Annotated in this window: 6 protein-coding genes; 3 read left to right on the top strand and 3 right to left on the bottom strand. The window is 71.5% G+C overall.

From position 1 onward, the window contains the following. Positions 1 to 629: 629 nt before the first annotated feature. Both ACZ63J_RS30275 and ACZ63J_RS30270 read right to left on the bottom strand, forming a co-directional pair. Positions 630 to 1,445, bottom strand: coding sequence for an SDR family oxidoreductase (locus tag ACZ63J_RS30275; RefSeq protein ID WP_465401233.1), 816 nt, complete (start codon positions 1,443 to 1,445; stop codon positions 630 to 632). Then, positions 1,426 to 2,904, bottom strand: coding sequence for a flavin-containing monooxygenase (locus tag ACZ63J_RS30270; protein WP_465401232.1), 1,479 nt, complete (start codon positions 2,902 to 2,904; stop codon positions 1,426 to 1,428). The genes ACZ63J_RS30275 and ACZ63J_RS30270 overlap by 20 nt, the downstream gene beginning before the upstream one ends. 67 nt (positions 2,905 to 2,971) lie before the next feature. Here ACZ63J_RS30270 and ACZ63J_RS30265 point away from each other — a divergent pair, with 67 nt between their 5' ends. From ACZ63J_RS30265 to ACZ63J_RS30255, 3 genes are all read left to right on the top strand, one after another. After that, a complete protein-coding gene (locus tag ACZ63J_RS30265) occupies positions 2,972 to 3,562 on the top strand; it encodes a TetR/AcrR family transcriptional regulator (RefSeq protein ID WP_465304010.1) in 591 nt (196 codons plus the stop codon). Positions 3,563 to 3,785: 223 nt separating this feature from the next. After that, positions 3,786 to 4,631: a chitosanase gene (locus ACZ63J_RS30260; protein ID WP_465401231.1), complete on the top strand. Its 846-nt coding sequence runs from the start codon at positions 3,786 to 3,788 to the stop codon at positions 4,629 to 4,631. 39 nt (positions 4,632 to 4,670) lie between these two features. Beyond that, positions 4,671 to 5,324: a L,D-transpeptidase family protein gene (locus ACZ63J_RS30255; RefSeq protein ID WP_465401230.1), complete on the top strand. Its 654-nt coding sequence runs from the start codon at positions 4,671 to 4,673 to the stop codon at positions 5,322 to 5,324. On the opposite strand, the gene ACZ63J_RS30250 is transcribed toward ACZ63J_RS30255, so the two are convergent. Further along, positions 5,314 to 6,300, bottom strand: coding sequence for a PHP domain-containing protein (locus ACZ63J_RS30250; protein ID WP_465401229.1), 987 nt, complete (start codon positions 6,298 to 6,300; stop codon positions 5,314 to 5,316). The two genes, ACZ63J_RS30255 and ACZ63J_RS30250, sit on opposite strands and share 11 nt — an antisense overlap. Between the last annotated feature and the right edge of the window lie 9 nt (positions 6,301 to 6,309).

Here is a 6,309-nt window from a genome sequence, read left to right as displayed (position 1 = left end):
ACCGCCGACCCCACCAGGGCACCGCCATCTCCGCACGCCGATCACGGCACCCGGCGATCCCTGACCTGCCCCGAAACCCGCGCCACATAAGCCGCACGAGCCACCGGATCCAACTCCCGCAACGCACGATCATCCCCGACCAGCCGCCGGGCCAACGCCATGACAGGCTCCGGGGTCACCGCGGCGAGCAAGTCCCAGCCGCCGACCCACCAGGGCACCGCCATCTCCGCACGCCGATCACGACACCCGGCGATCCCTGACCTGCCCCGAAACCCGCGCCACATAAGCCGCACGAGCCGCCGGATCCAGCTCCCGCGACGCACGATCATCCCGACCAACCGCCGCGCCAACGCCATCACACGCTTCGGGGTCACCGCGGCGAGCAAGTCCCAACCGCCGACCCCACCAGGGCACCGCCATCTCCGCACGCCGATCACGGCACCCGGCGATCCCTGACCTGCCCCGAAACCCGCGCCACATAAGCCGCCCGAGCCACCGGATCCAACTCCCGCAACGCACGATCATCCCCGACCAACCGCCGCGCCAACACCATCACACGCTCCGGAGTCACCGCGGCAAGCAGGTCCCACCCGCCGACCCACCGGGGCACCGCCATCTCCGCACGGCCCTCACGGCACCCGGCGATCCTTGACCTGCGCCGAAACCCGCGCCACATAAGCCGCACGAGCCGCCGGATCCAGCTCCCGCAACGCACGATCATCCCCGACCAACCGCCGCGCCAACACCATCACACGCTCCGGAGTCACCGCGGCAAGCAGGTCCCACCCACCGACCCACCAGGGCACCGCCGTCTCCGCGCGCCGGGTCCGCAGGGTGCCCACGATCGCGCGGGCGACGTCTTCGGCGTCCACTGTGGGCAGTGCGCCGCCCAGCCGGACCCCGGACGCCAGTTCCGTGCGGACCGCGCTCGGCAGCACCGCGCTCACGCTCACCCCGGTCGCCGCGTACTCGCGCCGGACCGCGGCCGTCAGGCCGACCGCCGCGAACTTGCTCGCGTTGTACACCGCCATGCCCGGGAGCGGGATCTTCCCCGCCATCGACGCGACGTTCACGACGTGGCCGCGCCCGCGCGCGATCATCCCCGGCAGCACCGAGCGCAGCCCGTGCACGAGCCCCTGCACGTTGACCTCCATCGTGGTCCGGCCGACCGCGTCCGGCTCCTCGAGGAAGTCGCCCAGCGGCATCACCCCGGCGTTGTTGACCAGCACGTCGATCCGCCCGTGCCGCTCGGTCACCGCCGCGGTGAACGCGTCGAACGACTCGCGGACCGTGACGTCCAGCGGGAAGTCGCCGGCGTCCAGGTCGCCGACGCAGACCGTCGCCCCGCGCGCGGTGAACTCGGCCGCCGTGGCGCGGCCGATGCCGCGCGCGCCGCCGGTGACCGCGACGACCGCGTCCCGGGGCTCAATCGCCGGATACCGCATGGACCCTCCTGATCTCGTAGTCGGCTTCGTCGAACGACCCCACCTGCGACCGCAGCCGCCCGGTCGAGAACGGCCAGCTGAAACTGTTGCGCCCGTTGACGTCGGTGTAGTAGCTCGAACAGCCACCGGACTGGTAGACCGTGCCCGGCAGCGCCGCCTGGACGTCGGCGTTGAACGCCGCCTGCGCCTCCGGCCGGACCGCGAGCGAGGCCCAGCCCGACCGCAGTGTGCGGGTCACCGCGGCCACCGTGTGCCGCAGCTGCGCCTCGAGGATCATGAACGCCGACGAGTGCCCGGTGCCGAGGCTCGGCCCGAGCAGCAGGTAGAGGTTCGGGAACCCGGCCACCGTCGTCCCGAGGTGGGCCTGCGGGCTGCCCTTCCAGTGGTCGTCGAGGCTGCGGCCGTCCTGGTCGAACACGCGCGCCGACACCGGCATGTCGAGGATGTGGAAGCCGGTGCCGAAGATGATCGTGTCGACCTCGGCCGCCGAGCCGTCCGCGCCGAGGACCCGGGTGCCCTCGACCGCCCGCACCGCCGTCGGGTGGACGTCCACTGTGGACTTCGTCAGCGCGCGGTAGTACGTGTTCGACATGAGCAGGCGTTTGCAGCCGAGCGTGTAGTCCGGCGTCAACGCCTTGCGCAGCACGGGATCCCGCACGGTCAGGCGCAGGTGGGCGAGCCCGATCTTCTGCACCTGCCGCAGCAGCCAAGGGTGCCGGAAGCCGAAGCCGAGCGTCTCCATCGCGCCGTACTCCGCGCTGCGCAACGCCCGCTGCAGCGCCGGGAACCGCCGCAGCAGGAACCGTTCGACGCCGGGGACGTGGTGGTCGGGCTTCGGCAGCACCCACTGCGCGGTGCGCTGGAACAGGTGCAACCGCCCGACCCGCGGGACGATCTCGGGCACGAACTGCACGGCGGACGCGCCGGTGCCGATCACCGCGACCCGCCGGCCCGCCAGGTCGTGGTCGTGGTTCCAGCGCGCGGAGTGGAAGACCTCGCCCGGGAACCCGGCCAGGCCGGGCAGGTCCGGGATCTTCGGCTCGTGCCACGGCCCGGTGCCGGCGACCAGGATCCGCGCGGTGTAGGGCCCTCGGGACGTCTCCAGCTCCCAGCGCGCGTCACGCTCGTTCCACTGCGCGCGCGTCACCTCGACGCCGTACCGGATCTTCGCCGCGACGCCGAACCGGTCGGCGGTGTCCCGCAGGTAGGCCCGGATCTCGGCCTGCCCGGCGAACGCGCGGGTCCACCCGGGGTTGGGCGCGAAGGAGTACGAGTACAGCGCGGACGGGACGTCGCAGGCGCAGCCGGGGTAGGTGTTGTCGCGCCAGGTCCCGCCGAGCGACCCGGCCTTCTCCAGCACGGCGAGGTCGTCGACGCCGGCCTGGCCCAGGCGGATGGCCGCACCCAGCCCCGACGCCCCGGCGCCGACGACGAGGACCGCGAAGTGGCGTTGTTCCATTTTCGGAGACTAACAGTATCTCAATACTAGCGGTACCCCGATCCCGGGACTGACTAGAGTGCTCCCCATGGCCCGACTCACCCGCGCGGAAAGCCAGGCGCGCACCCGCGAACAGCTCATCGAGACCGCCAAGCAGCTGTTCCTGCGCGACGGCTACTCGGTGACGTCGCTGGAGAAGGTCGCCGACGAAGCCGGGTACTCGAAGGGCGCGGTGTACTCGAACTTCCGCAACAAGGACGAGCTCTGCCTCGCCGTGCTCGACCGGATCCACGACGAGCAGGTCGAGCTGGTCGCCGGGGCGCTGGTCGGCGCCGACGGGATGGACGGGCTGCTGGCGGCGTTCCAGGTGTGGGCCGAGCGCAGCATCGGCGACGAGGCGTGGACCGCGCTGGAGGTCGAGTTCGCCACAAACGCCCGGCGCAACCCGCACGTGCGGGCCGAGCTCGCCGCGCGGGACAAGGCCATCCGCGACACGATCGCGGGCCTGCTCACCGGGTACGCGGACCGGTTCGGGATCACGCTCCCGATGTCGGCCGACGACGCCGCGACGGCGTTGCTCAGCCTCGGCATCGGCCTCGGCGTCCAGCGCGCGATCGACCCGACGATCCCGGTGAACGTCCTGCCGGACGTCATCCGCCTCTTCGCCGGGGTTCGCTGACCACGGCGAAACCGTCTACTTTCCCCGGTCTTTTTTCCCTATTTGCCAACAACTTCCTCCCCCCTTGTGGCGGTGCTGACCCTTCGCTACCGTGGCGCTACGCCGCAGCACCACCAGCAACCCGTTTCCGGCAGCCGAAGGGCCACCGAATTCCGGGTGCTGTCCGCCATGCCCAGAAAGCCGTGCTCCCCCACGGCTCGTTCCGCGGAAAGGGTTTTCTCCCATGAGCAAGAAGTTGCGGCCGGTCCTCGTCGGCGCGCTCGGCGCGGCCTCCGTCGCGGCCCTGGTGATCACGACGCCCGCGCTTTCCTCGGCGGCCCCCGCGCCGCTGGCCGCGAACAGCGCCTCCGTCCTCGCCACCGGCGACCTTTCGGTCGCGGCGAAGAAGGAGATCGCGATGAAGCTGGTCTCCAGCGCGGAAAACTCGTCCCTGGACTGGAAAGCGCAGTACAAGTACATCGAGGACATCGGCGACGGCCGCGGGTACACCGCCGGCATCGTCGGGTTCTGCTCCGGCACCGGTGACATGCTCGACCTCGTCGAGGCGTACACGAACGCCGTGCCGAACAACCCGCTCGCGAAGTACCTTCCCGCGCTGCGCAAGGTGAACGGCACCGACTCGCACAGCGGGCTCGGCTCGGCGTTCGAAAGCGCGTGGAAGCAGGCCGCGGCCACCACCGCGTTCCAGACCGCGCAGAACAACGAGCGCGACCGCGTGTACTTCAACCCGGCGGTGGCCCAGGGCAAGACGGACGGCCTCAGCAACCTCGGCCAGTTCGCCTACTACGACGCGATCGTCATGCACGGCCCCGGCACCGACCACAGCAGCTTCGGCGGCATCCGCGCGGCCGCGATCAAGAAGGCCAAGCCGCCGTCCCAGGGCGGCAACGAGACGACCTACCTCAAGGCGTTCTTCGCCGCGCGCAAGGTCGTCATGAACGAAGAAGAGGCCCACTCGGACACCTCGCGCGTCGACACCGAGCAGCTGGTGTTCCTCAACGCGGGCAACTTCGACCTGCACACCCCGCTGAAGTGGAAGGTCTACGGGGACTCCTACACCATCAACTGACCTGGCACGCACCGGCGTGGCGCCGCTAGGGTCGCGGGCATGTCCCGGAGACTCCTCGGCGCCACGTCGGCCACGGCCGTGCTGCTGGCCACCGCCGCCGTGCTGAGCACCGCGGCCGCCGCGCCGGAGCACGCCGCCCCGGCGCAGCGGATCACCGTCGTCGCGGACTCGGCGGGCGCGACCACCGCCGTCCTCACGGCGTGGCAGCGCACCGGCGGCCACTGGGTGAAGGCGTACGGCCCGGTCGCGGCGTTCGTCGGCCGGGACGGCATCGGCCAGGCGAGTGAGTCGGCGGCCCGCACCCCGGCCGGGACCTGGACGCTGACCGAGGCCTTCGGCATCCGGCCCGCCACGACGAAGCTGCCCTACCGGCAGGTGACGACGTCGGACTGGTGGGTCTCGGACGTGCGCTCCCCGCACTACAACACGCACTTCTCGTGCGCACCCGGCACGTGCCCGTTCGACGAGGCCGCCGGCGAGAACCTCGGTCAGGCGGGCCCGGTCTACGACCACGCCGTCGTCTTCGACTACAACCGCTCACCCGTGGAGCCCGGCGCCGGGTCCGCGTTCTTCCTGCACGTCGGCAACGGCAAACCGACCGCGGGCTGCGTGTCCGTCCCGGCCCCGGACCTCGACGCGCTGCTGCGCTGGCTCGACCCGGCACTGCACCCCGAGGTCAAGATCAGCGGCTGAGCAGCTCCTCGGCCGTGCGGGTGTTGACGATCCGCTCCGGCCCGATCCCCGCCTTGATCGCGCGCTCGCAGCCGTAGCCCTGCCAGTCGAGCTGGCCCGGCGCGTGCGCGTCGCTGTCGATCGCGAACTCGCAGCCGATCTCCGCGGCCAGGCGCAGCAGCTTCATCGGCGGGTCGAGCCGTTCGGGGCGCGAGTTGATCTCCACGGCGACGCCGTTCTCGCGGCACGCGGTGAACACGGCCTCGGCGTCGAACTCCGACTCGGGCCGGCCGCGGCCGGTGACCAGCCGCCCGGTGCAGTGCCCCAGCACGCGGACGTGCGGGTTCCGGACCGCGGCGAGCAGCCGCGGGGTCATCTCTTTCGCCGGCATCCGCAGCTTCGAGTGCACGCTCGCGACCACGAAGTCCAGCTGGGCGAGCAGCTCTTCCTCCTGGTCGAGTGCGCCGTCGTCGAGGATGTCGACCTCGATGCCGTGCAGCAGCCGGAAGGGCGCCATCAGCTCGTTGGCCTTCGCCACGATCTGCATCTGCGTCCGCAGCCGGTCCGGTGAGAGCCCGTTCGCGACGGTCAGCCGCGGCGAGTGGTCGGTCAGCACCATCCACTCGTGGCCCAGCTCGCGGCCCGCGACGGCCATCTCGCCGATCGGGCTGCCGCCGTCCGACCAGTCGGAGTGCGTGTGGCAGTCCCCCTTGAGGGCCGAGCGCAGCGGTTCGCCGTCCGGCAGCTTCGCCTCGACGAGCTTCTCCCGGTACGCCGGGTCGCGCCCGGCCAGCGCGTCCTCGATGACGCCCGCGGTCGCCTTGCCGATCCCGGGCAGCGAGGTCAGCGTGCCGTTCGCGGCCATCTGCGCGAGATGCCCGGCATCGGTCTTCTCGACCGTCGTCGCGGCCTTCCGGAACGCGCGGACGCGGTAGGTCGGCTCACCCGCGCGTTCGAGCTGGAACGCGATCTCCCGCAACGCCCATGCCGGATCCATGGGACCTTC

This window comes from Amycolatopsis sp. NPDC104863 (genome assembly GCF_055582965.1).
The sequence above is the reverse complement of the archived record's forward strand: the minus strand, read 5'-3'. Positions and strand labels throughout refer to the sequence as shown.

Coding starts and splice junctions, on each gene's coding strand:
- ACZ63J_RS30255 (WP_465401230.1), top strand. CDS start 4,671: ATGTCCCGGAGACTCCTCGGCGCCACGTCGGCCACGGCCGTGCTGCTG.
- ACZ63J_RS30265 (WP_465304010.1), top strand. CDS start 2,972: ATGGCCCGACTCACCCGCGCGGAAAGCCAGGCGCGCACCCGCGAACAG.
- ACZ63J_RS30250 (WP_465401229.1), bottom strand. CDS start 6,300: ATGGATCCGGCATGGGCGTTGCGGGAGATCGCGTTCCAGCTCGAACGC.
- ACZ63J_RS30260 (WP_465401231.1), top strand. CDS start 3,786: ATGAGCAAGAAGTTGCGGCCGGTCCTCGTCGGCGCGCTCGGCGCGGCC.
- ACZ63J_RS30275 (WP_465401233.1), bottom strand. CDS start 1,445: ATGCGGTATCCGGCGATTGAGCCCCGGGACGCGGTCGTCGCGGTCACC.
- ACZ63J_RS30270 (WP_465401232.1), bottom strand. CDS start 2,904: ATGGAACAACGCCACTTCGCGGTCCTCGTCGTCGGCGCCGGGGCGTCG.